This window comes from Aromatoleum toluclasticum ATCC 700605 (assembly GCF_000378245.1).
GTDB lineage: Bacteria > Pseudomonadota > Gammaproteobacteria > Burkholderiales > Rhodocyclaceae > Aromatoleum > Aromatoleum toluclasticum.
On the sequence record NZ_KB899494.1, the window covers coordinates 167,241 to 191,176 of the forward strand.

At 66.1% G+C, this 23,936-nt stretch carries 22 protein-coding genes; 11 read left to right on the forward strand and 11 right to left on the reverse strand.

Annotated elements, in window-relative coordinates:
* Positions 1–116: 116 nt before the first annotated feature.
* Positions 117–1,535 carry an MFS transporter gene (locus tag F464_RS0108390; protein WP_018989348.1) on the reverse strand — a complete coding sequence of 473 codons (1,419 nt, stop codon included), beginning with the start codon at positions 1,533–1,535 and terminating at the stop codon, positions 117–119.
* Between the two features lie 271 nt (positions 1,536–1,806).
* Here F464_RS0108390 and F464_RS0108395 point away from each other — a divergent pair, with 271 nt between their 5' ends.
* The 3 genes from F464_RS0108395 to F464_RS0108405 all read left to right on the forward strand — a co-directional run bounded on the left by F464_RS0108395 (position 1,807) and on the right by F464_RS0108405 (position 5,155).
* Entirely contained in the window at positions 1,807–2,220 is a 414-nt protein-coding gene (locus tag F464_RS0108395; RefSeq protein ID WP_018989349.1) for a hypothetical protein, read from the forward strand.
* Positions 2,221–2,232: 12 nt separating this feature from the next.
* Positions 2,233–2,751, forward strand: a complete 519-nt coding sequence (locus F464_RS0108400; RefSeq protein ID WP_018989350.1) for a glycine zipper family protein — start codon at positions 2,233–2,235, stop codon at positions 2,749–2,751.
* A gap of 280 nt (positions 2,752–3,031) precedes the next feature.
* Positions 3,032–5,155 (forward strand): AAA family ATPase, encoded by a 2,124-nt coding sequence (locus F464_RS0108405; protein WP_018989351.1) that lies wholly within the window; start codon positions 3,032–3,034, stop codon positions 5,153–5,155.
* A gap of 36 nt (positions 5,156–5,191) precedes the next feature.
* On the opposite strand, the gene F464_RS0108410 is transcribed toward F464_RS0108405, so the two are convergent.
* The 3 genes from F464_RS0108410 to F464_RS0108420 form a co-directional block, all read right to left on the reverse strand.
* The gene (locus F464_RS0108410) at positions 5,192–5,767 is read right to left on the reverse strand and encodes a class I SAM-dependent methyltransferase (protein ID WP_018989352.1); all 576 of its coding nucleotides are present in this window, start codon (positions 5,765–5,767) and stop codon (positions 5,192–5,194) included.
* A 123-nt stretch (positions 5,768–5,890) separates the two neighbouring features.
* Positions 5,891–6,220, reverse strand: a complete 330-nt coding sequence (locus F464_RS0108415) for a TfoX/Sxy family protein (RefSeq protein ID WP_018989353.1) — start codon at positions 6,218–6,220, stop codon at positions 5,891–5,893.
* Positions 6,221–6,342: 122 nt separating this feature from the next.
* On the reverse strand, positions 6,343–6,558 hold the full coding sequence (locus tag F464_RS0108420) for a DUF3079 domain-containing protein (RefSeq protein ID WP_018989354.1): 216 nt from the start codon (positions 6,556–6,558) through the stop codon (positions 6,343–6,345).
* 252 nt (positions 6,559–6,810) lie between these two features.
* Here F464_RS0108420 and trmA point away from each other — a divergent pair, with 252 nt between their 5' ends.
* Positions 6,811–7,914, forward strand: a complete 1,104-nt coding sequence (gene trmA / locus F464_RS0108425; RefSeq protein WP_018989355.1) for a tRNA (uridine(54)-C5)-methyltransferase TrmA — start codon at positions 6,811–6,813, stop codon at positions 7,912–7,914.
* Positions 7,915–7,918: 4 nt separating this feature from the next.
* Here the strand turns inward: trmA and F464_RS0108430 are convergent, their stop codons facing one another.
* The 6 genes from F464_RS0108430 to F464_RS0108455 all read right to left on the reverse strand — a co-directional run bounded on the left by F464_RS0108430 (position 7,919) and on the right by F464_RS0108455 (position 14,779).
* Positions 7,919–8,281 carry a hypothetical protein gene (locus tag F464_RS0108430; RefSeq protein WP_018989356.1) on the reverse strand — a complete coding sequence of 121 codons (363 nt, stop codon included), beginning with the start codon at positions 8,279–8,281 and terminating at the stop codon, positions 7,919–7,921.
* 104 nt (positions 8,282–8,385) lie between these two features.
* On the reverse strand, positions 8,386–9,270 hold the full coding sequence (locus F464_RS0108435) for a DUF6708 domain-containing protein (protein ID WP_018989357.1): 885 nt from the start codon (positions 9,268–9,270) through the stop codon (positions 8,386–8,388).
* Between the two features lie 9 nt (positions 9,271–9,279).
* Positions 9,280–9,477: a hypothetical protein gene (locus F464_RS0108440; RefSeq protein WP_018989358.1), complete on the reverse strand. Its 198-nt coding sequence runs from the start codon at positions 9,475–9,477 to the stop codon at positions 9,280–9,282.
* A 233-nt stretch (positions 9,478–9,710) separates the two neighbouring features.
* Positions 9,711–10,508: a hypothetical protein gene (locus F464_RS30880; protein ID WP_157353614.1), complete on the reverse strand. Its 798-nt coding sequence runs from the start codon at positions 10,506–10,508 to the stop codon at positions 9,711–9,713.
* Complete coding sequence (locus tag F464_RS0108450) at positions 10,505–11,857, reverse strand: hypothetical protein (RefSeq protein ID WP_018989360.1); 1,353 nt, start codon at positions 11,855–11,857, stop codon at positions 10,505–10,507. The genes F464_RS30880 and F464_RS0108450 overlap by 4 nt, the downstream gene beginning before the upstream one ends.
* A gap of 9 nt (positions 11,858–11,866) precedes the next feature.
* Positions 11,867–14,779: a type VI secretion system Vgr family protein gene (locus tag F464_RS0108455; protein ID WP_040394756.1), complete on the reverse strand. Its 2,913-nt coding sequence runs from the start codon at positions 14,777–14,779 to the stop codon at positions 11,867–11,869.
* Between the two features lie 290 nt (positions 14,780–15,069).
* Between F464_RS0108455 and F464_RS0108460 the strand changes: the two genes are divergently transcribed.
* From F464_RS0108460 to F464_RS0108480, 5 genes are read left to right on the forward strand one after another with little or no spacing between them, the layout of a single operon-like run.
* On the forward strand, positions 15,070–16,173 hold the full coding sequence (locus tag F464_RS0108460) for a polyamine ABC transporter substrate-binding protein (RefSeq protein WP_018989362.1): 1,104 nt from the start codon (positions 15,070–15,072) through the stop codon (positions 16,171–16,173).
* Positions 16,174–16,196: 23 nt separating this feature from the next.
* Positions 16,197–17,330: an ABC transporter ATP-binding protein gene (locus F464_RS0108465; protein WP_018989363.1), complete on the forward strand. Its 1,134-nt coding sequence runs from the start codon at positions 16,197–16,199 to the stop codon at positions 17,328–17,330.
* Entirely contained in the window at positions 17,327–18,289 is a 963-nt protein-coding gene (locus F464_RS0108470; protein WP_018989364.1) for an ABC transporter permease, read from the forward strand. The genes F464_RS0108465 and F464_RS0108470 overlap by 4 nt, the downstream gene beginning before the upstream one ends.
* Positions 18,289–19,170 (forward strand): ABC transporter permease subunit, encoded by an 882-nt coding sequence (locus tag F464_RS28040; RefSeq protein WP_018989365.1) that lies wholly within the window; start codon positions 18,289–18,291, stop codon positions 19,168–19,170. Before F464_RS0108470 ends, F464_RS28040 begins: the two co-directional genes overlap by 1 nt.
* Positions 19,171–19,175: 5 nt before the next feature.
* Entirely contained in the window at positions 19,176–21,113 is a 1,938-nt protein-coding gene (locus F464_RS0108480) for an ABC transporter ATP-binding protein (protein WP_018989366.1), read from the forward strand.
* Positions 21,114–21,134: 21 nt separating this feature from the next.
* Here F464_RS0108480 and F464_RS28045 read toward each other — a convergent pair whose 3' ends face one another.
* Entirely contained in the window at positions 21,135–21,632 is a 498-nt protein-coding gene (locus tag F464_RS28045) for an SRPBCC family protein (protein WP_018989367.1), read from the reverse strand.
* Positions 21,633–22,047: 415 nt separating this feature from the next.
* On the opposite strand from F464_RS28045, the gene F464_RS0108495 reads away from it, so the two are divergent.
* Both F464_RS0108495 and F464_RS0108500 read left to right on the forward strand, forming a co-directional pair.
* Positions 22,048–22,527, forward strand: coding sequence for a VOC family protein (locus tag F464_RS0108495; RefSeq protein WP_018989368.1), 480 nt, complete (start codon positions 22,048–22,050; stop codon positions 22,525–22,527).
* Positions 22,528–22,584: 57 nt separating this feature from the next.
* Positions 22,585–23,874, forward strand: coding sequence for a cystathionine gamma-synthase family protein (locus tag F464_RS0108500; protein WP_232428851.1), 1,290 nt, complete (start codon positions 22,585–22,587; stop codon positions 23,872–23,874).
* Positions 23,875–23,936 lie beyond the last annotated feature (62 nt).

Below are 23,936 nucleotides of genomic sequence, written 5' to 3' on the forward strand. Positions count from 1 at the left end.
GTCGGAGTGCTGCTTCGCGCTGCGGCGGGATCCGCGCGCGGGGAGCACCCTACCCATATTTTCATATCCTAATCGAATATGGGCGCGGGCGCAGCCGGGCGCGTCGCGAAGGGGCTTCAGGCTCCCGTGCGCGGAGCGCTCACCGCGAGGGCCGGCGTGGGTGCGACCGGTTCGTGCCCGGACTGGGCGCGGACTTGCGTGGGCAGCCCCGGGATGTGGCGCTTGACGACGGCGAGCGCGAGGAAGGTGAGCACCATGGCGCTGCCGAGCAGCGACAGGTAGCTGTCCGCCCCACCGGACGTGATGACGGCGGCGCCGGCGAAGGAACTCAGGATCGCGCCGAGGCGGCCGAAGGACAGGGCCGAGGCGGTGCCGGTGGCGCGCATCATGGTCGGGTAGGCATAGGCGCACAGCGCGTACATGGTCGCCTGGACGGCGATCACGAACATGCCGTGCAGGCCGAGTCCGAGCATCAGCCAGGTGGTGTTCGCCGCGAAGTCGATGCCTTGCAGCACGAAGGCGCTGGCCGCGGCGCCGATGCTGCACAGGATCAGCGGCCAGCGCGAGCCGTAGCGCGTGATGGCCACTGCGCAGCCGAGCGAGCCGATCACGCCGCCGAGGTTGTAGGCGGTGAGGCCGGAGCCGGCGAGGGCGGCGGGCAGGCCTTCCGCGGCGAGCATCGTCGGCAGCCAGCTGAAGGCGGTGTAGGTGGCGAGCATGACGAGGAAGAAGCCGACCCAGATCGCCAGGGTGTCGCGCGCGCGGCCGCTCTGGAACAGGGCGGCGAAGCCGGCGCGCTGCTCGGTGCCGGTTTCCGCGACGTCGACGAAGGCCGTGCCGGGGTCGGTGGGGCGGTCCATGCGCGCGAGCAGGCGGCGCAGTTCGGGCCAGCGGGCGGTCTTGCGCGCGAGGTAGCGTGCGGATTCGGGCAGCAGTGCGAGCAGCACGAGGCTGTAGACGACGGGCAGCGCACCGCCGATCCAGAACAGGCCGCGCCAGCCGAGCACGGGCAGGATGGTGCCGGCGAAGAGGCCCGCGAGCATGCCGCCGAGCGGGTAGCACACGATGGTCGCGGTGACCGCGAGGGTGCGGCGGCGGGCCGGCGTGAATTCGGCGGTCATCGTCGAGGCGCTCGGCAGCGCGCCGCCGATGCCCAGGCCGGCGAGGAAACGCAGCGCGGCGATGGCCGTGACGCCGGGGGCGAAACCGATCGCGATCGTCGCGGCACCGAACAGGAACACGCTGGCGACCAGCACCAGCCGCCGGCCGATGCGGTCCGCGACGATGCCGGCACAGGCGCTGCCGACGGCCATGCCGACCAGGCCCGCGGCGACCGCGGGCGCGAAGGCGGCCTTGGTGATGCCCCATTCCTTGATCAGCGCCGGGATCGCGAAGCCGATGAGCTGTCCGTCGAAGCCGTCCATGACGATTGCGAGGGCGGCGAGCATCACGACGAGCCGTTGCATCGACGTGAACGGGCCGTAATCGAGTATCCCGCCGATATCGACGGGGGCGGACGAGGACTTCTGCTGCATCGGTGTGTCTCCGGTGAAAGGCGGGTTCGCTCCGGGGGCGGGCGATCCTCTTGGGCAAAACGATACTATTTAGAATGGTGGACGGCAAGCAATTTGTATCACATCAGTAACGCGAGTTTCGGTGGGGCGTGAAATCCGTGGGGCACGCACGAATTGCAGGCGAATGAAAAAATACGTCACACACGGACGGGAATTCCTCGCCTCGGATGTGGTCTTTCTGGTGACTTCGTGCGTTATATAAACGTGTAATCCTCTTGACAGGGAGGCCACCATGAAATGGCTGAGACTTGCATTCGCAGCAGTCCTGGTCTTGGGCGCCGCGTTGCCGGATGTCGCGTCTGCCGATCGCGGACGGATCAGTCGGCACAGCCACTCGAGTGTGGGCGTCCACATCGGGATCCCGCTGTTCTGGGGCTGGCCGGGCCCGTATTACGGCTATTCGCCCTACCGTTATTACGAGCCCTACCCCTACTATGCCTACCCGCCGTATTACGCCTATCCGCCGGCCGTCGCCGTGCCGTCGTCGCCGCCCACCTATATTGAACGTGACGATGACGACGCGAACAGGGACAGGAAATCGGGCGGCAACTATTGGTACTACTGCCACCGCCCCGAGGGCTATTACCCCTACGTCAAGGAATGCCCCGGAGGGTGGGAACGCGTCGCGCCGCGGCCGTCGCGCTGAGGGAGGATCAACATGAACATCCGTTTTCGCTTTGTTCCGCTCGCGGCGGCCGTCGTGACTGCGGGCTGCGTATCGATGCCGTCCGGGCCGAACGTGCTCGTGCTGCCCGGCACCGGTGCGAGCTTCAATGAGTTCCGCGCCGACGACTCGAGCTGCCGCCAATACGCGTACGAGTACATCGGCGGCCGCTCGGCCGGGCAGGCTGCGGCCGACGCCGGCGTACGCAGCGCGGTGGTCGGCACGGCGATCGGTGCGGCAGTCGGTGCCGCGGTCGATGGCGGGCGTGGCGCGGGCGTGGGTGCCGGCACCGGCCTGTTGATCGGCAGCGCCGCCGGCAGCGGTGCCGCCGAGGTGTCCGGCTACGATGCGCAGCGCCGCTACGATCACGCGTACGTGCAGTGCATGTACGCGAACGGCCACCGCGTGCCGGTGTCGGGCCGTTATTCCCCTGACCGCTCCGATCGCTACCGCAGCACTCCGCCGCCCCCGCCCGCCGGCATGCCCCCTCCGCCGCCGCCCGGCGCACGCTGAGCAGCCGTCTTCTGCGGGCAGGTCCCGACCCCATCAACCGTCGCAGGCGTCCTGCATGGACGTCGCGACGGTGATCGTCTCGCCTGCGTTCAATACTTCACGCTAGTACGGTACGGTGGCTCGCTATGCTGGAGTCTCCCGACGCCGCTCCGTGCGTCGCCGGGGCGAGCATCGCTGTTCGGGCGGCCACCCCGGGCGCCGCCGCGCCGATGGGACGCGGGCCAGCCGATCGGTGATTCCGTCCCGGAACCCTGCGGCGCGACCGTAGCGGAGGACCGCCATGTCAGAAGAGTCGATTTCCCGCACCGTCGAGCCGGCCAGCCCTTGGCTGAAGCTGAGGAAGTCCGCCAGCCGGCTCCAGGACTGGTTCGTGATCCAGAGCTCGCTGGTGAAATTCCTGATCGTGGCGACCGTCGTGCTGATCCCGCTGATGGGCATCCATTCGATGATGCTGTCCCAGAAGCGCGCCGCGCTGGCCGAGGAGGTGAAGGCGATGGCGGTCGCCGGCGGGCCGGGGGCGGGCGTGTGGACCTTCGACGAGAGCGTGCCGGTGGTGCTGGGCAGCGGCTCGGTGCTGGGCTTCCTCGACGCGAACCCCGTCGATCGTGTCACGGTGATCTACGAGCCGCTGATGTGGAATCTTTCGGAACGCATCATCCTCGTGCAGTCGCACGGGCAGCAGCACGCCTATTACCCGAGCGACCTGGAAACCAAGATCTTTGCCGACAAGGCCGTCTCCGCACCATGGTCCGGCCGGCTCGCCTTCATTCCCCGCGCCGAACTTGGCGAGGACGCGCTCAAGGTGTTCGAGCGCCTCGACCAGCGCTTCGCGAACGGGCGTCCGCGTTCGGCCGACGACGGCTGGCGCGCCGCGCTCAGCGGCGTGTTGTCGACGGCGCTGATGCTGGGCCTGCTGAGCTTTTTCTTCATGCAGTTGCGCGGGCAGTTCAAGTCGCTGAAGTTCATCGAGCCCGGGCAGGTGCGCGGCTCCATCGACGAGCTCGTCGGCATGGACGACATCAAGGCCGAGGTGTCGCAGATCAAGGACCAGTACGAGCGGCGCGCCCTGTACGCCGAATACGGCATCCGCAAGCCGTTCAACGTGATGTTCAGCGGCCCGGCCGGCACCGGCAAGACCAAGCTCGCGAGCTATCTCGCCAAGGAGCTGAACCTGCCCATCCTGTTCCACTCCGCCGCCAACCTGGAAACGGGCTACGTCGCCGGCGGTGCGAACACGCTCAACCGCATCGTATCGATGGCGAAGCGGCGCAAACGCTGCATCGTGTTCCTCGACGAGGCGCAGGATCTCTTCATGAAGCGCGGCGGACGGCGCAAGTTCGACGACGATACCGCCAACACCCTGCTCGCCGTGCTCGACGGCGTGCGCAGCAAGGACGAGGCCGAGATCATCTGGATCGTCGCGAGCAACTTCAACAGCCAGACGATGGAGATGGACGAGGCCATGTTGCGCCGCTTCCAGATGAAAGTGGATTTCCGCCTGCCCAACCGCGAGGAGCGGCTTGCGATCATCCGGTACTACCTCGCGCAGCGCGCCGACAAGGTGCTGCCCGGCCTCGACCTGAGCCACCTCGTCGGCGTCACCGAAGGGCGTAGCCCCGCCGACCTCGAGACCATCGTGAACCAGGCCGGCATCACCGCGGTGCAGGCGGGCGAGATGATAGGCGCCGACACCCTGATGCAGGCCGCCGAGCGGGTGCTGGTCGGCAACGTCAATTCCAGCACCACCGACGAACGCGAGCGCGACCGCCGCATCATCGCCGTGCACGAATGGGGCCACTTCCTCGTCGACCTGCAGCGCGAGCGCGAGCTCACCAACGACGACTGGGACCGCATCCTCGCCGACATGAAGACGATCAAGATCTCGCTCAAGGCCATCCCGCGCAGCAACGCGCTGGGCTTCGTCTTCCACAAGCAGGGCACCGACCTGCTCAAGACCAAGGGCGACATCGAACACGACGTGCGCGTGCTGCTCGGCGGCATGGCCAACGAGGAGCTTTTCTTCGGCGAGGACGGCACCACCAACGGCGCCCACAACGACATCACCCGCGTCACGCAGCTCCTGCACCACGCCGTCGGCGAGATGGGCATGTACCGCAAGACGCGCCTCAACTTCGGCGCGCTGACGAACGACGGCCAGGGACCGAGTCGCGTACTCGACGAGGAGACGCGCGGCATCATGGAAGCGCAGAGCGAACGCCTGTATGGCGAGACCAAGGCCGTGCTGGCGGGGCTCAAGCCGCTCACGGAGCATCTGGCCGGCAAGCTGCTCGAGGCCGGCGAGATGGGCCTGGACGACGCGTTGACGGAGATCCGGCGCTTCGAGGCGGCGAGTGCGGCATCGGACCGCGGCGTGGGCCTGAGCGCAATGAAGGCAGCGGGTTGAAGCCGTCGGGCATGTCGCCCGGTCCGAGCCGCGTGTTCAGGGTGCCAGCCGCAGCTCCCAGATCCCCGCCGGCGGCGTGTTGCGCCAGATCACTGCCGTGCGCTTCCAGCGCAGGTGGCGCGGCGCAGCGAACGGCGCACGCGGATGGTACGTGAACTGCACGAGCTTGCGTTCCGGGCTATGCGCGAGGAAGCGGCACAGGCTGTGCGCCGTCTCGGATGCGACAGCTGCGGGAAGCGAACGGAAAGGCAGGCTGGAAACGAGGACGATACGGCCGGGCTGGTCGAACAGCGAGTCGACCACCTGCCGTGCCGTCGCCTCGCGCACGTCCATGGACGGGTAACGATGGCGCAGGCGTTGTGCGAGGGCAGTCTGCAGTTCGACCGCGATCAGCGGCACGTCGGGCAGCTTCGTCAGCAATGCGTCGGTGACCGGGCCGGTGCCCGCCCCGAGCTCTACGACGAGGTCCGCGCCTTCCGCGGCACTCGCCAGTGCGTTCGCGAGCGCGCGCGACGACGGCAACAGCGTGCCGGTCGAGCCCGGATCGCGCAGCATCGCGACCAGCAGTTGCAGGTGTGCGGAGGGGGGGGCGAGACGGAACATGTCCGCCATCTTAGTCAGGCCTCCTGTTCATGGGGCGGATGCTTGCGTGTGGATATGTAACGGTGGTCGGCGGCGACGGCCCGCGGCAGGCATTTCCGCGGGCTCGCCCCGGGTGTCGCCACTCCTCGCTCCTCATTTCGGCGGCAGCGAAGTATTGAAGCGCAAGGCTCGCTTGACCCAGCGCGACAGGTCGGCGTCCGACTCGAAGCCGGGCGGTTCGACCATCACGAATCCGGTCAGCGGGCGCCCCGTGAAGTCCATCGGACGTGCGTGGGCTGTGCGCAGGGCGTCCTCGTAGCGTTCGGCGCCGACGCGCACGACCAGCGTGTCGTCGAGGATGCCGACGCACATGTGGCCGTGCAGCATGAAGGCGAGGCCGCCGAACATGCGCCTTTCGGCGATGTCGTGGTGCGCCCTGAGTTCGTCCCGCAGCCGCTCGGCGAGTCCTTCGTCGAAAGCCATCCTGCGCGTCTCCCGCCAATCGGGGGTGACCCCCATGCTGCAGTGTAGTACCGCAGGAAGGTCGGGGCGGGCGAATGTTCGCGGCGCTGCCCGCAGGAGGGGCGTCCTGCCCCCCGGTCGAGTCAGCGGCTCGCCGGCTCCGCGGGCTTCTTCGGATCTTCCGTCACATCCAGCCCCCAGTCGCCGTATTCGTACCAGTCTTCGCCGAGCATCTCGGCAGGGTGCAGCGTGCGGCCGGAGCCGTTGCCGCAGGCGAGGGAATCGGCCGGGCAGTATTTGTCGCAGCCCCAGCAGATGCGTTCGGGGTGCTTGGGATGCAGGGGAAACTTCTTGGCCATGTCGGGGAGCCTCGTGACCGCTTGGATTGCGGATTCTGGGAATATCCGAGTAGTTTACTCGGTCATGACCGGCGGGCTTTGATGCCCGTCAAGACAGCCCGCAACCGGGGCGGCTGCATCGCAGGCTCGGGCGGCGTATAGTCGCGTCTCCGCAGATTGCCCGCTCTACCGTCCCCTCTTTCGCCCCACCTCCGTCACCGCTCGCCGCCCGTTTCCATCCGCGACGCGGGGCGCCACCGCCGCCGAATCACGATGTCACTGCCCCGCTTCGATCCCGCCGAATACTCCGCCCAGCTCGCCGAGAAGGTCGCCCGCTTTGCGGCCGATTTCGCCCCGTTGGGCGTGCCCGCACCCGAAGTGTTCGCGTCCGAGCCGCTGAACTACCGCCTGCGCGCCGAGTTCCGCATGTGGCACCACGGCGACGGTCTCGTCGACTACGCGATGTTCGCCCAGCACGACCCGAAGACGCCGGTGCTGATCGACGATTTTCCCGCCGCGGCAGCGCCGATCTGCGCACTGATGCCGCGCCTGCGCGACGCGCTGCGGACGAACGAGGTGCTGCGGAAGAAGATCTTCCAGGTCGAGTTCCTCGCGACTTTGAGCGGCGAGCTGATGGTGAGTCTGGTCTACCACCGCGCGCTCGACGCGGACTGGGAAGCGGCCGCGCGTGCGCTCGCGGCCGAACTGGGGGTACAGGTCATCGGCCGCAGCCGCAAGCAGAAGATCGTGCTCGGCCGCGACTGGCTGCTCGAGGAGTTCGAGGTGGACGGACGGCGCCTGCGCTACCAGCAGATCGAGGGCAGCTTCACGCAGCCCAACGGCGGCGTGAACCGCCAGATGCTGGGCTGGGCGCGGCGCCAGGTCGCGGCCGTGGGCGGCGACCTGCTGGAGCTCTACTGCGGCAACGGCAACTTCACGATGGTGCTGGCGCCGCTCTTCGAGCGCGTGCTCGCGACCGAGGTCAGCAAATCCTCGGTGCGCGCCGCGCACTACAACATCGAGGCGAACGGCGTCGACAACATCACGATGGTGCGCATGTCGAGCGACGAGATCAGCGACGCCTTTGCGGGCGGGCGCGAATACCGCCGCATGAAGGACGTCGACCTCGCCGGCTACCGCTTCTCGACGCTGTTCGTCGACCCGCCGCGCAGCGGCCTCGACGACGCGACCGTCAAGCTCGCCCGCGGCTTCGACCGCATCCTGTACATCTCCTGCAACCCGAACACCCTGCGCGACAACGTCGCCGCGCTCGCCGACACCCACGACATTTCCGCCGCGGCGGTGTTCGACCAATTTCCCTACACCCATCACCTCGAGGCCGGCCTGCTGCTGACGCGGCGCGGCCTGCAAGCCTGAGCGTTCAGCGGCCGCGCGTGCTCGCCCGCGCCTGAGACGGCGGATCGGGGCGATCCGCGTCCTGCAGCGGGTAGGAATCGGCGAAATAGGCCGGTCCCTTCATGATCAGCACGATCACCGCGCCGATCGCGAGCACAGTAACGGAGCTGAAGGTCAGGCCCAGGATGCTGAGGCCGATGATGTCGGCGGTGGTGATGCTCGCGGCGGGATCCGGGCCGATGCCGGCCCACGCCATGACGCGGGCGAGTGCGGGCGCGAGGGCGGCCATCAGCGTACCGCCTGCCAGCACGAAGGGAAGCCGTACAAGCAAGCTGCGTTCGAACGCCGTCGAGACGGTGTTCCTGTCGGGGGACGCGGGGGAGTTCATGACGACTCCTTTCGTTCTGGTCGGGGTTTGACGCTGAGGGGCGCGGATGATTCCGTTTTCACGCGATAACATATTCCGCCGCTGTGGCATTGCGGCAAATTACGTTAGTCAACGTACACATTGGTCGACACATCCATCACGCACGGATCGTCGGGCGCAATAGCGCATTCGTCCTCAACCCACTTAGGCCACCGCGGGATCTTGCTGGTACGCATCGCTACCCAGCGGAACAGACTTTGCGGGAAAAACCCCACTTGGAGCAGAAGCTGGAAGAGCGGCAGGCCGTTGAGCTGCAAAGTGATGCGCTCCCAGCCGAAACGCCAGGTTTCACGTTTGAGATCGAGCCGAGGCAAGCAGATGAGAGGTTTCTCCAGGGCCGACAATACGGCCTGAGGCCCCTCTTCCATATAGCGACGGTAGAACTCCCACAGGGTATGGAGCTGATCCTTCTCTCCACTGGCCCCCAATGCAAAGGTCTCGCGCACCGTCTTCCCGTCTGCATCCATCACATGGCCGGCGACATACAGGTCTTTCCATGTTGTCTCGCTGCCGCCGATTGTGAAATAGATGTCATCCCAACCAACCTTGAGCACGGTTCCATTGCGTCGCCAGACGTAGACCTGGCGGTTCTTGCGATTCAGGCGGATGGGGAAGTGGGTGTAGGTGAAGGTGTCACGAAATACAAGCCAACTGCATCCAGTTGCAACTGCAAGGTTCAAAAACATCAAAATGGCTGGTCGAGTAATGCCATCGTAGGCAAACACAAGCCATAGAAGCACAGCAAGTGGAATTCCGGCCATCGCAACAAAACCGCGAGAATAATAAAATTTATCGGCCCCTTCCAAGAAGGTGCCGTTTATGCGAATCACTGAGAGGTTGTAATGCGGTACGACACCCAATCGTTTCGTAGGCGTAAGGTGTTCTTCTCTCTCGAAATCTAGTAGTTGGCGGTTGATCCTGTAAGGCTGCACAAATCCGTAAAAATCCATGTTTGCTCCTTACTGGAAAGCACGGTCAAGCTGAATTTGTTCAAACTCAGCAGTGGCGTACTTGTCCGAATTGAAGCCGAAGAGACAGCGCGCCAGCCATTCATGGATTCTGTTTTCCTTTTTGTCTTCAATCAGGACGGTAACAACGATAAAGGTTATGCAAACACAAGCCGCGACTACCCAGCCGATCGGCACAAGAAGATTCATGCAGAGAAGCAAAATACCAAGTAGTGCCCCCAGGGCTGCCGCAGCTACGCAGATCGCATAGTCGACACGTCCGGAGACAGCCCAGGGTGACCGCGGGTTGCACAAATTTTGTGCAACTTGGTACCGTTTTGGTTGGGGAGGCAGCTTCTGTCGCCCACCTCACTGACAGTCTCAACATGCATAATGGGTAGCTGCGGCTGCCCTGTGGGATAGGCCAGAAATCTTCGATCCCTCTACGATGATCCCTCGGGAATAAGATCGAAAAGCACAGGCTTGCCAGTCTTGCGCTCAACCTGCCAGACGAGATAGATATTAAGGTAGATGCCAGAAACGAGCTTCGAAATTCCCCACAAGGAAATCGGCAACCCGAGAAAAGTCAATAACAGCAGGACCGCCTCCGCGCCACCGGCTGCGTCAGCAATCCGGGAAATTGCATAACCTGCGCTGGCCAGCGGGGCCAATGCCATAACTATTTTGGCTCCGTGACTGTTCCATAGGCGGCCGAGCATTGTGTTGCTGCTAATCGAAGGTGTTTCGAGATCCGTTTTTCGTTCCCACCGCAACGTAACGTGATCGGTGGATTCAGCGAATTCCCGTTCTATGTAATGTTTCTTTGTGACTCGTCGGCGTGTTCCGTTGAGGTCGATCCAACTCCACAGTCCCCCCGCAAAGAAAATTGCAGTCCATTGCAGCAGTCGGACTTCGAACGGTTGCGGAATTAGGATGAAGTAGGCAAAACCCATAAACCCAAAGAGGACGAGAACTGGCGTCGCACTTGCAAAGCCAATAGCAATCGCCCACGTGAGCGCTCGACGAATTCTTAATTTAACGTGGCTAAGGGCGAGAAAGGAGATTCCGCCTGCAATTCCAGATCCGGCGAAAATGGTCGGAGCGTCGCTTGCGATTCCGAGGCTATCATGAATTGCCCAAGCGCCAAACGCGGAAAATAGGCCAAGAAATATCCAGCTCCATGCGAAAATTTTGCACCGATCGGCATCGAACGCTGGTCGGCGATGAGATACGTTACTCATTGCGCCCCCTGCGACAGCATCTCATGGACCGATGACTGGTAATTTGCGTAATCGTTAGGAAATTTTTGGTCGAGATGTGCAGCTGAATTCCGAGCCGTTTCGGCGATGGTTGCTGTGATTCCAAATTTGGAGTCGAGCCATGCGAGTCCGTAGCCTACAAGAACTGCTGCGGCAATTGCTCCAACCACCACGACGGCACCTAAAATAGCCCCACCCGTCAGGGTCAATATAACCGACGTCGCCACCGATCCAATCCACGCGCCCAGCGCCGCCCAAGCAACATCGGTAAAAATTTTTGCACCAAGATCGAAAAAATCCCGTTTAGGCCGGCCGGTCCTGGGATTGCGCGCTTCATAATCGGAAAGCCATTCAGCTACATCTAGGCTGATGGTGAAGACCACGGCCCAACCGGCTGTGCCTTTGAAACTGCCTTTGGATGCGTCCCATGCGGCATTGTGTGCCCCTTTCAACGTACCTGCGCCGGCACTGATGGCAACAACCTTGCTGTTGTCCGAAAGGTAGCGAGTGCCTTTCAAATACTCGCGCAGCTCGTGGTTTCCCTTGAAAATGATGTACGCCTTGTCCTTGACCTTGGTAATCAGGAACTTTTGAGTCCACAGTTCACGTATCCATGCCTTGTTGCTGTCGAGATACGCGATGGTCCCCGTGATCTGCGCCCACAGCCAGTTGCGGGTCATCAGTTTGCTTGTGTCGATGGCAGTTTCCTCGCCACCTTTCTTGAAGAAATCGGCGAGATCTTCCGGTAACGATCCAAGGCCCCGCCTGACCTCCAATACATGCATGGTCTCTGTCGATTCGGGGGCTCTGCGGATTGTTCCCGAATTGGGGGTGGCGGAATCGACTACCACAATCATAGGTGCCGGCTTCGCTTTCGGGTCCGATCCATAGCGGAAGGCATCGAATGCGTTCGGTTCAAACCGGCCCACGACCTCGTCGCCTCGCTTCACAAGCAACACACCGTTGAATTCGCGTCCGACCCAGAGATGTAGTTGCTCACCATCCTGGAACTGGATTTTCTGTTTCAGTCGGGCTTCAATCAGTTTCTTGTCCCGGGCATTATAGAAGTCGCGTTGGGAAAGGATCGATTCGTGCGGACGTCCGGCCGATGCCGCTCTCAAGACCGGGTTCGGCTCGCTCTCAACGGTATACGTCGAGCCCGCCTTCATCTTGAACTGCAGGATGATGTCTCTGTGTTTTCGCAGGATCACCTCGACCTTATCGTTTGACCGCCAGCAGCGAACGGCCTCGCCGGGCAGGTCAATACAGACGCGCTGGTACGCAGTTTCAGGTGCCGCTTGACGTTTGGATGGTTCCGCAAGCATCTTCATCTTCATTCCTTACGTGCGACGACGCGGTTGGCGTCCAATAACAGGCCCTAGCGGCACGTTCCTAAGAATTGTCTTGCCGGTGGCGTCCAAAGTCGCTGCTTTGCTAGACCCGTCGTTGAAGGACAAGGCAATGTGTTCTCCTGCGGCGGGCTGGCCATCAGCATCGAGATAACGAATCTCCATGTCGCGCTTGAGGCGCAGTTCGTCGACCTTGGCAGCATGTTCGGCGGTTTCAATGCTCGCTGGTCCGGTAAAAACTTTCTGCGAGGCTTTGAGCTTGACTGCGCTGGGCGCATGCAACTGGATGTTGCCGCCCTCGATCCTGAGATACGCCCCCTGCGCGGTGGCGAGAATGTGCTTCTTCGCGCTGGCGGACAGCGCGGCGGTGGTGCTTGCGATGGTCATCTTCTTGTCGGCGGCGGCGCTGAGCTTGCCGCTCTGGCTTTGCACGCTGACCTGCCCGCTGGCAGCATGCAGGTGGATGCCGGTTTCGGTGTTGGGTTTCTGCCCGCCTGGGGCCTTGCCGATGGTGAAGAGGGCGAGGCCATGCGCGATCGCCATGGCGTGATTGCCCTGGCTGACGAGCTGGGTGTCGCCCGACGCGGTGACGAGGTTCTGCCCGGTGGCGAGGATGAGGTCTTGCGGGGTGAGCTGGGCGATGCCGGCGGGGGCGCTGTACTGGATGCGGGGGGCGGACCACGCGGGGACGGTGCCGGTGCCGCCGCCGGCGGCGAGGAAGCTGCCGCGGCTCGCAGCGGCGTCGGTGCCTTGACGTTCGGTGGTGCTGCGCAGGACCTCGAGGGCGTGGTCGAGTGACGTGGTGGCGGGCAGGCTGTCCGGGGCGTCGTCGGCGCTCAGGCCCGCGTGGTGTTTGTGGGCGGTCGCGGCGAGGCCGTGGACGAGGTCGCGGGCTTCGTCCGTGCCATCGATCGCCTCGCGGCTGTCGAGATGCGGGCCGCGTGCGTCGAGGCGGGCGTCGGCGCTGACGAGCAGTCCGCTGCCGGCGCGGGTGGCGAGCGCGGCGCGGGTGGCGAGTTCGGCGCCGTGTCCGCGGTTGGCCTCGCGCGCGTTGCCGGTTTGCTGCTTGAGGTGGCCCAGTTGCAGGCGGGTGTCGTGGGCCGTGGTGGAGAGTTCGATGCGTGCTTCGTTCGCGGTGTCGTCGAACACCAGCTGGTTGTAGCCGCCTTGGCCGCTGCGGCTGGCGGCGAGTTCCTGCGTCTTGATGCCGGAGAGGCTGGCGCGGTGGGTGTGGGCGGGGTCCGACTGGCCGGCGAACCAGGCCGGTGCGTTGGCGGTGGCGCGCTGGGTGCCGCCGGCGAGGCGGTTGCCCGCGGCGTCGGGGTTGCCCTCGCCGTTGTAGAGGGTGCCGATGACGACGGGGCGGTCGATGTTGCCGTGCTGGAAGGCGACCAGCACTTCCTGGCCGGGACGCGGGACGAAGTGGCCGCCCCAGTCGGCCCCGGCCATCGGCGAGAGCACACGCAGCCACACGCCGCGGCTCGAGTCGGCGGGGGCGTTGTCGCTGCCGCTCGGGTGCGTCTGGCGGCCGGCCGAGCGTTCGCCGCGCTGCCAGTGGAATTGCACACGCACGCGCTGGTCGCGGTCGGTGTGGGTCGGGGCGGGCTCGCCGGCGCCGGCGCAGTCGCCGACGACGATGGCGGTGGTGGGGCCGTGGGCGGTGGGGCGCGGGTGGATGGCGCGGCCGTGGCCGTCGCGCAGCATCGGACGCCAGGGGACGGCGGCGGGGATGCAGCGGATGTGGCTGCGGTAGAAGTCGGCTGTGCCGCCTTCCGGCGAGGTGCCCGCTGCGCTTGCCGGCAGCGTCGCGAGGTTGTTGCGCGCGCGGTGGGTGACGGCGGTGATCAGGAAGCGGCGCTGCACGCTGTCCGTGCCGGCATGGCGCGGGTGGTCGGCGAGTTCGAAGATGGTGCCGGGGGCGGCGCTGCGTGCGGTACCTTCGCCGCTCATCTGCCGCATGCGTGCGTCGATGGCTTCGCGCTGGCCGCGGATCATGCGTTCGCCGTCCGCCGCGGTCTGCCAGGCGTAGGGGCCGGGGTCGTCGGTGGCGACGGTCGTGGCCGCTGCGTCGCGATGGGCGCTGTCGGCAGCCTGGGGGCGCGTGGCGAGGCTGCGGTAGTCCCAGCTCGCGGCCCGGGTGGAGGCGGTGTCGACGCGGGCGGTGGCGGTCCAGCGGTCGATGCTGTCTTCGGCGAGCGTCGCGCCGGCCTGGGTGAAACGGATGCGCGGCTGCGGGGTGTCGCGGAAGGCAGCGTTGTGGTCGGCGATGACGAGCGTGTGGGCGCCGAGCGCGGGGCCGCTGTCGGACTGGTGTTCGAACCAGCAGAAGAGGCCTTCCTCGGCGAGCAGGCGTCGGAGGAAGGCGAGATCGCTCTCGCGGTACTGGGCGGTCATGCCACGGCGTGGGTAGACGGCGGGATCGGCGAGTTGCCAGCGCCAGGCGGGGGCGAGCCGGCCCTTGCCCTGCCAGTCGCCCAGCAACTCGTCGACGATTTCGACGACGCTCATGTCCTGGAAGAGGTAGCTGTCGCGCGTGTGGCCGAGGAAGCTCAGCCACGGTTCGATGGTCAGCCGGTAGCGCGCGAAGCCTCCGTCGGCGCCGAGCCGGTCGGCATGGGTGACGTGGCCGTGGAAGGGGCGGAGCACGGTGCGCGAGGCCGCGGTGACGAGATCGACGCGGGCGGGCTGCCCGAGCAGGGCGGCGAGCGGCAGGTGGGCGTCTGCGCTCAGGGCGGTGAGCTCGATGCGGAAGCCGGCATGTTCGGCGAGCGGGCCGAGCGCCTCGTCGATGGTGGCGGTTTCGGCGAGCAGCACGTCGGGGCCGAGCGGCGTCGTCAGGGTGAGCAGGCGTGCGCTCTGACGCCAGCCGGCGCTGCCGGCGATGAAGTCGGGAATGCTGTGCATATGGAGGTCGGGACGCGCGCCCCCGTGAACAGGGCAGCGTCGCCGCTTGCGCTTGATTGCCGGAAAGCCCGTCAGCATATCCGAAAAACATGGCAACGGGATTTTCCTGAAGCCGCTCCCACGGGTTCGCACGGACCGCGCAATACGGGGTCGAAGTTCATGGCGTTTGCCTGCTGCGCACGCACGCGGCAGTCGGGCGCGGGACGGTGGCGCGCTGCGCAAAATGTTGCGTACATTTTTCCGGCGCCTATGCACAATGGCGGCAGGTGAGACGTGGTGCGAGGAATGCGATGCGACTGCACGGGTTTCTGGCGGTGGTACTCGGCCTTTTGGGGATTGGTTTCGATGTGTCCGGGGCGGGCGCGGCGGATACGAATGCGCTCAACGTCTATAACTGGAACGACTACATCGCGCGCGACACGATCCCGGCCTTCGAGAAGGCGACCGGCATCGCGGTGAAGTACGACCTGTACGACAGCAACGCGACGCTGCAGGGCAAGCTGCTGACCGGTGCGAGCGGTTATGACGTCGTCTATCCGAGCGTCGAGTATGCGGGGCGGCAGATCCAGGCGGGCATCTTCCAGCCGCTCGACAAGGCGCGCCTGTCGAATCTCGCCAACCTCGATCCGGTGATCCTCAAGGCGGTCGAGCGTGCGGACCCGGGCAACCGTTTCGTCGTGCCCTACATGTGGTTCACGACGGGGGTCGCGATCAACGTCGATAAGGTCGAAAAGGCGCTGGACGGCAAGCTGCCGGACAACGCGTGGGATCTGCTCTTCGACCCCGCCGTGACCGCGCGCCTGAAGGGCTGCGGCATCGCGCTGATGGATGAGGCGAGCGACGTGATTCCGGCGGCGATGCTCTACGCGGGCGCCGACACCGCGAAGATGGATCCCGCCGACATCCGCGCCGCGGTCGAGCGCATCCGCCCGGTACGGGGCGACATCCGCGTGTTCAACTCGTCGCCGATCGACCAGATGGCCAAGGGCAGCCTGTGCGTGGCGATGATGTTCTCGGGCGATGCGCTGATCGCCGCGCGGCGGGCGGCCGAATCGCACACGGGCGCGAACGTGCGCTACCTGATCCCGAAAGTGGGGGCGATGATGTCGGTGGACGTGATGGCGATTCCGCGCGATGCGCCGCACGTCGCCAACGCGCACGCCTGGATCAACGCGATGCTCGATCCGCGGGTCGTCGCGCGGATCTCCAACGAAACCTACTACCTCAGCGCGAACAAGGCGGCGCTGCCGCTCACTGCGGCGGAAATCACCGGCAATCCGGCGATCAACGTGCCCGAGGCGCTGAAGCTGCGCCTGCACGCGAAGCCGGTGCTGACGAAGGAGGTTCAGCGCGAGCTCACGCAGGCGCTGAACCGTTTCAAGACGGCAAAGTAGCGCGGCCGGGCCGGGAGGCGGTCGTGGATCAGGCAGGCGAAAAGGGGGCGGCAAACCGGCGGGCCTACCTGCGCATCGAGGGCGTGACGAAGCGCTTCGACGACACGCTGGCGGTGGATGAGGTGTCGCTGGAGATCGGCGAGCGCGAGATCTTCGCGCTGCTGGGCAGCTCGGGCTGCGGCAAGACCACGCTGCTGCGCATGCTGGCGGGGTTGGAGACGCCTGATGCGGGGCGCATCGTGCTTGACGGCGAAAACCTCGCCGAGGTGCCCGCGCACCGGCGCCCGACCAACATGATGTTCCAGTCCTACGCGCTCTTCCCGCACATGACGGTCGAGGCCAACGTCGCGTTCGGGCTGTGGCAGGAGCGGCCGCGGCTGACGCGCGCCGAGGTCGAGGCGCGTGTCGCCGAGATGCTGGATCTGGTGCAGATGCAACGCTATGCGCGGCGCAAGCCGCACGAGCTCTCGGGCGGGCAGCAGCAGCGCGTCGCGCTCGCGCGCAGCCTCGCGAAGGAGCCCAAGCTGCTGCTGCTCGACGAACCGCTCGCCGCGCTGGACAAGAAGATCCGCCAGCGCACGCAGCTGGAACTGGTGAACCTGATCGAGCGCGTCGGCGTCACCTGCATCCTCGTCACGCACGATCAGGAAGAGGCGATGACGATGGCCGGGCGCATCGGTGTAATGAACGAGGGGCGGTTGCTGCAGGTCGGCACGCCGGGCGAGATCTACGAGACCCCCGACTGCCGCTTTACGGCCGAATTCATCGGCGAAGCGAACCTGTTCCACGGGCGCGTCGCCGACGGGGCGCTCGCGGGCGCGGACTTTCCCGCGGCAATCGTGCTGCCGCCGGAGGCGGGATTGGCCGAGGGGGACGAGGCCTGGGTGTCGGTGCGCCCCGAGCGCGTGAGCCTGAGCCGCGCCGGTGCCGCATCCGCTGGCGTATCCGAGCCTGCCGACTGCAACGCCGCGACCGGCGAGGTCGCCGACATTGCCTACCTCGGCAGCCATTCCGTGTATCACGTGCGGCTTGCGAACGGCCGCATCGTGATCGCGAGCGTGCCCTCCGTGCATTGGGGCGATGCGCCGCCGCCGACCTGGGGCGACGTGTTGCGGGTCGCGTGGTTCGCGCCCGACGGCGTGGTGCTGACGCGATGAGACGGCAGCACTTCTTCCTCGCACGCGGCCGCTTCTGGGTGGGGATGCTGCCCTGGGCGTGGATGCTGCTGTTCTTCGCGCTGCCTTTCGCGCTGATCCTCAAGGTCAGCCTGTCCACGCCCGAACTCGCGATCCCGCCCTACCTGCCGCCCTTCGTCATGGAGCCGGGCGACGTGTTGCCCCATCTGCGCCCGGATTTCGCGAGCTACCGCCGCCTGCACGACGAGCTGCTCGCGCTCGGCACGCCGGGCGCGGACCTGCAGTACCTCGCCGCATGGGGCAATTCCCTGCTGCTCGCGGCGCTCACGACGCTGCTGTGCCTGCTGATCGGCTATCCCTTCGCCTACCACATCGCCCGCTCACGCGAGGCCGCGCGCAACACGCTGCTGATGCTGGTGATGCTGCCGTTCTGGACCTCGTTCCTGCTGCGCGTGTATGCGTGGATGGTGCTGCTCGACAGCAGCGAGCTCGGACTCATCAACCGGGTGCTGCTCGCGGCGGGCCTCGTCGATGCGCCGCTGCAGCTCCTCTACAACCAGGGCGCGGTGCTGGTCGGCATGGTCTACAGCTATCTGCCCTTCATGGTACTGCCGCTCTACGCGAACCTCGTGAAGCTGGACCCGCAGCTGCTCGAGGCGGCGGCGGACCTCGGTGCGCGGCCGTGGACGACCTTCCTGCGCGTGACCCTGCCGCTGTCGCGGCGCGGCATCGTCGCCGGGTCGATGCTGGTGTTCATCCCGGCGGTGGGTGAGTTCGTGATCCCGGATCTGCTCGGGGGCGGCGACGTGCTGATGATAGGGCGCAAGATCTGGGAGGATTTCGGCCCCAACCAGGACTGGCCGATGGCGGCGGCGGTCGCCGTGACGATGGTGCTGGTGCTGATCGCGCCCATCGTGCTGCTGCACCGGCATGGCCGCGCCGATGGTCGCACCGATGGCCGCAGCGGGGAGGCCGGATGATGAGCGCGCGCGTCCGTCCCGGCGCGACAGTCTGGCTGCTGGCGGTGTACGCCTTCCTGTACGTGCCCATCCTGTGCCTGATTGCGTTCTCCTTCACCGCGGGCGAGATCACGACGCAGTTCGACGGCTTCTCGCTGCGCTGGTATGGAGAGCTGCTGCGCGACGACGAATTGGTCGACGCGGTGCTGCTGTCGCTGCGCGTCGGCGCGTTCGCGGCGACCGCGGCGGTCGTCGTCGGCAGCGCGGCGGCCTTCGTGCTCGCTCGCTTCGGGCGCTACCCGGGCAGCGCCGCCTTCGCCGGCATGACGACGGCACCGATGGTGATGCCCGAGGTCGTGATCGGGCTGTCGCTGGTGCTGCTGTTCACGCATCCGCTATTCACCTTCCTCGGCGGGCGCGGCGTCGCGGCGATCTGGGCCGCGCACACGACCTTGTGCACGGCCTACGTGACGGTGCTCGTGCAGTCGCGCCTGCGCGAAATGGACCGTTCGCTGGAGGAGGCCGCGCTCGATCTCGGCTGCCCGCCGTTCAAGGTCTTCTTCGTGATTACCGTGCCGGTGATTGCGCCGGCGCTGGTGGCCGGGTGGCTGCTCGCCTTCACGCTGTCGATGGACGACTTCGTGCTCGCGGCGATGCTGTCCGATCCGGGCAGCACGACCCTGCCCGTGCTCGTGTTCGCGCGCCTGCACCACGGTCTCAAGCCCGAGATCAACGCGCTCGCGACGGTCATCGTCGCGCTCGTATCGCTGGCGGTCGTCGTCGCCAACCGCGCGATGCTGTCGGCGCAGCGGAAACGTGCGGCGGCGCTGCGTCATGCGGCGGGAATTTCACCGACGGGCGTGCCAAACGTTACACTTGGGAGTCCCGACATTCGGAGGTGAGAGGATTGCGCGTTCCCGAAACCGTCGAAGTCATCGACGAGCAGGATGACGAGAAGGCAGTCCAGGCGGCGGTCGCCGTTCAGGCGGCGGTCGCCGTTGACGAGCATGCCGCCCATGAGCGCCCGGCCAGCCTGCCGGCGATGTACCGCGCGCTGTGGCAGCACGCGGACGGCGTGCGCCACCTGATCTTCGGCGCCTTCGGCCTGCTGCTCGCGTCCCAGCTCTTCAAGCTCGGCGTGCCGTGGTTCGCCGGCAATGCGATCAATGCGATCCAGAAGGGAGGGCTTGAGGCGCTGTCCGACGCCGGGCGCTGGCTGATCCTCGTGTTCACGGCCATCGTCGCGACCTGGCTGCTGCATGGCCCGGGCCGCATCCTCGAGCGCAACGTCGCGCTGCGCGTGCGCGAACGCCTGTCGGCGCTGCTCGTCGGGCGCCTGATGCGCGCGCCGCTGGCATGGCACGAGCGCCACCACTCCGGTGAGATCACGCACCGCGTGCAGCAGAGCACCGGTGCGCTGTACGACTTCGCGCAGAGCCAGTTCATCTACCTGCAGAACACCGTGCAGCTGATCGGCCCGATCGTCGCGCTGTGGCTGATCTCGTCGCTCGTCGGCAGCGTGGCCGTGATCGGCTACGGCCTCATCGCGCTGATGATCACCCGCTTCGACCGCGTGATGATGACGATCGCCGTCGATACCAACCGCGCCGAGCGCGCGTGGTCCGCGACCATGGTCGATGTGCTCGGCAACGTGCTGTCGGTGCTCGCGCTGCGCCGTGCCGACGGTGTCGCGCGCCTGATCGCGGCGCGGCTGGAGGCGATGGCCGGGCCGCTCAAGCGCAGCATCGTCATCAACGAGGCGAAGTGGGCCGCGGTCGATCTCCTCGCGAGCCTGCTGTGGTGCGTCCTCGTTGCTGTGTATGCCGCGCAGGCGGCCGGCCTGATCGGCGCGGAGGTGACGGGAGGGGCGGCTGCGGGCGTCGCGACCGGCATCGCGCTGGGCAAGGTCTTCATGGTGTACGAATACTCGCAGCAGGCCGGCGGCGTGATCACGGCGATCGCCTCGCACTTCCAGTCGTTGTCGCGCCAGCGCGCGGACTTCGCCTCGGCGCAGCCGGTGTTCGCGGCGCGCGAGTCCGCCGAGCCCGCGCGCTGCACCGCCGACGGCGAGCCCTGGCGCCGCATGACCGTCGCGGACCTGCGCTTCGCCCACGCCGGCAGCGACCGCGCCGGCGCGGCGATCGACATCCCGCACCTCGAGCTCGAACGCGGCCGCCGCTACGCGCTGGTCGGCCCCAGCGGCGCGGGCAAGAGCACGCTGCTGCGCCTGCTCGCCGGGCTGGATACCCCGGCCGACGCCGTCGTCAGCTTCGACGCGATTCCCGCGCCCGAGACGGCCTCCATCCTGCGCGGCATCGCGACGCTGATCCCGCAGCAGGCCGAGATGTTCGACGGCACCGTGGCCGAGAACCTGCTGCTCGGCGGCACCGCCAATCCGGAGGCGATCAGCGCCGCGCTGCGCGCCACCTGCGCGGACACTTTCGTCGAAAGCCTGCACGGCGGGCTCGCCGCGCGCGTCGTCGAAGGCGGCGCGAACTGGTCCGGCGGCCAGCGCCAGCGCCTCGCGCTCGCCCGCGGCGTGCTAGCGGCCGAGGGCAGCTCGCTGGTGCTGCTCGACGAACCGAGCAGCGCGCTCGACCCGGAAACCGAGGCGCGTTTGTATCAGGGTCTGTTCGAGCACTTCGCCGATGCGGTCGTCGTGTCCTCGGTGCACCGCCTGCATCTGCTCGATCGCTTCGACCAGGTGATCCTCATGCAGGACGGGCGCATCGAGGCGATGGGCAGCGCGTGGGAACTCGCGCAGGCCTCACCCCTCTTCCGCGAAATGCTCGCAGTGCAGGCGCGGCCGGAGAGGCGCAAGCAGCCGGGAACGCCGCACCATTAACCCGGCTGCGATGGCGCCGCGTCACGAGCGGCGCGCTTGCATGAACTCGATCAGCTGATCGAGCGCCTTGCCCCAGCCTTCCTCGAACCCCATCGCCGCATGCCGCTGGCAGTCCTCCGGCGTGCCATGCACGACGCGGGCGCCGTAGAGCGTGCCGTCGCCCTGCGGCGTCATCGTGACGATGCCGGTGAAAAAGAAGAAATCCGCCATCGTGCCGGCGGGAACCGGTCGAAATCCCGGCTCCAGGGCATTCGTCCAGACGAGGCAGCGATTCGGCTCGACCTCCAGGTAGCAGCCGCTGTTGGGGAATTCCTGTCCTTCCGGCGAGCGCATCACGGTGTGGAATTCGCCGCCCGGACGCAGGTCGATCCGGCATGCCACGGTGGTCCACGGGCGCGGACAGAACCATGGCATCAACAGCTCGGGCTGCGTCCACGCGGCCCAGATGGCGTCCGCCGGCAGATCGACGAAGCGCTCGAAGGACAAGTCGCGGGAAGGATCGTGGTCGGGGGTGTTCATTGCGTGGCCTCCATGCAGGGATCACGTCGTTGTGGCGTGTTCCCATTGACGCATGAAGGTGTGCGAGGGTTCCGGTGCGTGTGGCCTGCCGACTCGCGCAAGCCGACGGTTCCTCCGTCCTGCTGCCGTGTCTGGACGATCGCCCGGTGACGCTCCGTGAGGCGACCAGAAAAGGCGCCCGGTGTCTCGAAATCAAGTGTTTCGCCCCGTTCGTTGTCGAAACCGACCACGCGCACAGGTTGTCAACTTCGCCAGCAGCTAGAGTACGTCGAAGAGGAAAGCGCCACCGGCGTGGCCCGGCAGGCGTTGAACGGCCCGCAGGTTCCTGGTCCGCTTGTGGATCAGTGTCGCCTTCGTTCGCCGCTTCGCTGCGCGGCGCGAATGCACGTGATTCTTTCAATCTTGGAGAACCCCGATGGTCAGCAAGAACACGATATGCCTGTGGTACGACGGCACCGCGCTGGACGCCGCGAAGTTCTACGCTCAGACGTTCCCGGACAGCTCGGTAGGGGCCGTCCATCGTGCGCCCGGTGACTATCCGGACGGCAAGCAGGGCGATGTCCTGACGGTCGAATTCACGGTGATGGGTATCCCTTGTCTCGGACTGAACGGAGGCCCGGCGTTCAAACACAGCGAAGCTTTTTCGTTTCAGGTTGCGACCGAGGACCAGGCCGAAACGGACCGTTTGTGGAACGCGGTTGTCGGAAACGGCGGTCAGGAAAGCGCATGCGGCTGGTGCAAGGACAAGTGGGGACTGTCGTGGCAGATCACGCCACGCGCCCTGATCGCCGCGATTACCGATCCTGACCAGGCGGCGGCCAAGCGCGCGTTCGAAGCGATGATGGAGATGAGCAAGATCGACATCGCGGTGATCGAGGCCGCTCGGCGCGGCTGAAGCCGGTGTCGGCGAAGCGACGGCCGGCCGGTTCCCGGGTCAGATGGAAAGCTTTGCATGAGACCGAGTTCCAGACTGGTCGCGGCGATGTACACTTCGACGATGCATTCATCAGCCGACAATCGTGCACTCAGCACGGATAACGTCCATTCCGATCGCCGCTTCGGCGTCGAGCACGGAGGAATCCACAAACCGATCCACACCTCGGTTCAGTATGGTTTCGACCGCGCCGAGGACCTGATCGGAGCCTTTCAGGGAACCTACAAGGGAGGCTACCAATACGCGCGTCAAGGCACGCCGACTACGGCCGCGCTGGAGGCCAAGATCACCGCGCTGGAGGACGGCGCAGGAACGGTGTGCTTCGCGACCGGCATGGGGGCGATCGCCGGGACCCTGCTTACGCTCCTGCGTGCAGGCGACCATCTGGTTGCGAGCAGGTACATCTTCGGCAACACGAACAGTCTGCTCGGCACCATCCAGGGCTTGGGGGTTGCGGTCGACAAGGTCGACGCGTGTTCCGTCGAGAACGTCGCAGCCGCGATCCGGCCCGAAACGCGCATGGTATTCGTCGAGACCATTGCCAATCCGAGGACGCAGGTCGCCGATCTCGCCGCCATCGGCAAGTTGTGCAGCGAGCGCGGGCTCATCTACGTGGTTGACAATACGATCACCTCGCCGGCCCTGTTCAGGCCGCGCACGGTCGGCGCGAGCCTGGTGATCAACTCCCTGACCAAGACCATTGCTGGTCACGGCGAGGCGCTCGGCGGCGCCGTCACGGACACCGGGCTGTTCGACTGGTCGCTCAGCCCGAACATCTTTCCGTCGTATCGCAAAGGAGACCCCAAAGCCTGGGGGCTGCTGCAGGTCCGCAAGAAAGGCCTGCGCGACATGGGGGGCACGATGTGCTCCGACCAGGCGCATCGGATCAGCGTCGGCAGCGAAACCTTGCCGCTGCGTGTGCGGCAGACGAGCAGCACGGCGCTCGCGCTGGCGCGGTGGCTCGAAGCGCACCCGAAAGTTCAGGCGGTGCACTACCCGTTCTTGCCGTCGCACGCCGAACACGAGCGCGCGAAGAGCCTGTTCGCCGCCGGTTCGTGGCTGTTCAGCTTCGAGCTGTGCGACCCGTCGTCGATGATAGACGTGCTCAACCGCCTCACCCTGCCGATCAAGGCGACAGGCCTTGGCGATACGCGCACATTGATCATTCCGGTCGCGCCGACCATCTTCTGGGAGGCCGGACCGGAGGCGCGCGCCGCAATGGGCATTGCCGAAGGCTTGATCCGCGTTTCGGTCGGGCTCGAAGACGAAGCCGACCTGATCGCCGATTTCGACCGTGCGCTTGCGTAACGACTATTGGCTCCGGCGCTCCGGCGCCGTTTCAGGCTCGCAGCACCGAGCCTGTAGCGGGA

What these genes read in the sequence shown, in the direction of transcription:
- F464_RS0108410 (WP_018989352.1), bottom strand. Translation starts at nt 5,767, where the DNA reads ATGGCGGACATGTTCCGTCTCGCCCCCCCCTCCGCACACCTGCAACTG.
- trmA (WP_018989355.1), top strand. Translation starts at nt 6,811, where the DNA reads ATGTCACTGCCCCGCTTCGATCCCGCCGAATACTCCGCCCAGCTCGCC.
- F464_RS0108395 (WP_018989349.1), top strand. Translation starts at nt 1,807, where the DNA reads ATGAAATGGCTGAGACTTGCATTCGCAGCAGTCCTGGTCTTGGGCGCC.
- F464_RS0108470 (WP_018989364.1), top strand. Translation starts at nt 17,327, where the DNA reads ATGAGACGGCAGCACTTCTTCCTCGCACGCGGCCGCTTCTGGGTGGGG.
- F464_RS0108450 (WP_018989360.1), bottom strand. Translation starts at nt 11,857, where the DNA reads ATGAAGATGCTTGCGGAACCATCCAAACGTCAAGCGGCACCTGAAACT.
- F464_RS0108400 (WP_018989350.1), top strand. Translation starts at nt 2,233, where the DNA reads ATGAACATCCGTTTTCGCTTTGTTCCGCTCGCGGCGGCCGTCGTGACT.
- F464_RS0108405 (WP_018989351.1), top strand. Translation starts at nt 3,032, where the DNA reads ATGTCAGAAGAGTCGATTTCCCGCACCGTCGAGCCGGCCAGCCCTTGG.
- F464_RS0108420 (WP_018989354.1), bottom strand. Translation starts at nt 6,558, where the DNA reads ATGGCCAAGAAGTTTCCCCTGCATCCCAAGCACCCCGAACGCATCTGC.
- F464_RS0108415 (WP_018989353.1), bottom strand. Translation starts at nt 6,220, where the DNA reads ATGGCTTTCGACGAAGGACTCGCCGAGCGGCTGCGGGACGAACTCAGG.
- F464_RS28045 (WP_018989367.1), bottom strand. Translation starts at nt 21,632, where the DNA reads ATGAACACCCCCGACCACGATCCTTCCCGCGACTTGTCCTTCGAGCGC.
- F464_RS0108430 (WP_018989356.1), bottom strand. Translation starts at nt 8,281, where the DNA reads ATGAACTCCCCCGCGTCCCCCGACAGGAACACCGTCTCGACGGCGTTC.
- F464_RS0108495 (WP_018989368.1), top strand. Translation starts at nt 22,048, where the DNA reads ATGGTCAGCAAGAACACGATATGCCTGTGGTACGACGGCACCGCGCTG.
- F464_RS0108500 (WP_232428851.1), top strand. Translation starts at nt 22,585, where the DNA reads ATGAGACCGAGTTCCAGACTGGTCGCGGCGATGTACACTTCGACGATG.
- F464_RS0108435 (WP_018989357.1), bottom strand. Translation starts at nt 9,270, where the DNA reads ATGGATTTTTACGGATTTGTGCAGCCTTACAGGATCAACCGCCAACTA.
- F464_RS0108440 (WP_018989358.1), bottom strand. Translation starts at nt 9,477, where the DNA reads ATGAATCTTCTTGTGCCGATCGGCTGGGTAGTCGCGGCTTGTGTTTGC.
- F464_RS30880 (WP_157353614.1), bottom strand. Translation starts at nt 10,508, where the DNA reads ATGAGTAACGTATCTCATCGCCGACCAGCGTTCGATGCCGATCGGTGC.
- F464_RS0108390 (WP_018989348.1), bottom strand. Translation starts at nt 1,535, where the DNA reads ATGCAGCAGAAGTCCTCGTCCGCCCCCGTCGATATCGGCGGGATACTC.
- F464_RS0108460 (WP_018989362.1), top strand. Translation starts at nt 15,070, where the DNA reads ATGCGACTGCACGGGTTTCTGGCGGTGGTACTCGGCCTTTTGGGGATT.
- F464_RS28040 (WP_018989365.1), top strand. Translation starts at nt 18,289, where the DNA reads ATGAGCGCGCGCGTCCGTCCCGGCGCGACAGTCTGGCTGCTGGCGGTG.
- F464_RS0108455 (WP_040394756.1), bottom strand. Translation starts at nt 14,779, where the DNA reads ATGCACAGCATTCCCGACTTCATCGCCGGCAGCGCCGGCTGGCGTCAG.